The following is a 1,545-nucleotide window of genomic DNA, read 5'->3' as shown; positions in this document are numbered from 1 at the left end:
CCGTGGCCACCGCCGTGGTGTTCTCGGCCACGCTGACGGCTGCGGTGGCGTCGCCGCCGTTACTGGTGATGACCGGCGCGTCGTTCATGGCCGTGACGGCCAAATTGACGGTGCGCGGCGCGGATGCAACCGCGCCGTCGTTGACGGTGAAGGTGAAACTGTCGCTTCCGTTATAGTTGGCGCTCGGTGTGTAGGTATAGGCTCCGGTGGCGGCGTTGACGCTGACCGTGCCATGCGACGGCTGCGTGACGGCGTAGGTGACGTCGGTTTCCAGATCGCCGCCGGAGAGGATGCCGGACAGCACCGTGTCCTCGTTGGTGGCGCCGGAGGTGGAGGCGGTCCAGGTGATGGCACCGGTTCCGGTCAGGTTATGTTGCGTTCCGTTGGTCCGAACGTCGTTGAACGTGGCGCCGCTGGTTTGATCCAGTTTCCAGTACCCGGCAAGGTTCGCGGCATTGGTGGCCACGCTGCCTGCCATGTTGGCCTGGATTTCGGCCTGCGTCAGGGCCTTGGCCCAAATGCGCGCCTCGCTGACGGACAGACCGGATGGATCATACGCGGATGATCCGATTTGAATATAACTGCTGCCGTCCATGGCGCGAGGCGTTCCGTTGGCTCCTCCCGCAGTATTGAATTGTGTCGCCAGAGCTTGTCCATTGACATACATCTTCCAGCCATCCGTTCCACCGTCGGCAGAGTTGCGCGTGGCAACGACGTGCGTCCATTCTCCGGCCTGCAACACGGAAGCATTCGCAGAGTTGTAGCTGCCACCCGTGGAGCACACGATCCAACCCACGGACCCCATCAAGACGTTGATGGTCCCGCCGCTGATATAGAGTCCGTAACCATTGTTTCCGCCATTGCCGTTGAACAACAGATGGTGTGCTCCAGTGGTGTTGTCCAAATAGACCCATGCTTCAAGCGTGATGTTGTCGATGGCGGTTGTCGCCACCGTGCCGGCGGCTGTTTGCGCGCCACTCGATGCGCCCAGGGTCAGGAAGGAGGTGATGTCGCGGGAGAAGGGCGCGCTGTTGACGTCGTCGTTGGTGATGGTTCCCGTTCCCACTCCGTCCGAGATCGTCCCGCCGACGGCATCCGTCAGGTTGACGGAAAACGTTTCGTTGCCTTCGATGAGCGTGTCGCCAGTGATAGTGACGGAAATTGTTTTGCTGATCTCGCCAGGAGCAAAATTGAGGGAACTGTTGGCTGCCGGTGCCTCATAGTCGCTGCCCGCAGTGGCCGAGTTGTTTGATGTGCAGTAGAAGACCGTCACCGTTCCGGTTGAAGCGGCGTTCAAGCTGACCGTGAAATCCATGGTCTCGGTGCCGCTGTCGCCTTCGGTGAGGGTGGCGTCGGTGATGGAGATGGTGGGGGTTGCGACGGGACCCGTCATGTTGTCCACGGAGAAGGAGATGAAATCGATGTCTGGAGCAGTAAACCCACCGCCATTGGTAAAACTCCACGTGATTTCGTAGTAATCCAGTTGGATGCCGGTGAAATTGGCCCATGCAGGAAAATTTGTTGAGACGAAGGTATCGTCGTTTG

At 59.7% G+C, this 1,545-nt stretch carries 1 protein-coding gene; it reads right to left on the bottom strand.

What is annotated here, in order from left to right; translation table 11 throughout:
- Positions 1-1,545: hypothetical protein (locus tag EOL86_14785; protein ID NCD26835.1), on the bottom strand; the 1,545-nt coding region annotated here is incomplete at both ends.

It is taken from the genome of Deltaproteobacteria bacterium, assembly GCA_009930495.1.
GTDB lineage: Bacteria > Desulfobacterota > Desulfovibrionia > Desulfovibrionales > Desulfomicrobiaceae > Desulfomicrobium.
This window is presented reverse-complemented; position numbering and strand designations above follow the sequence as displayed.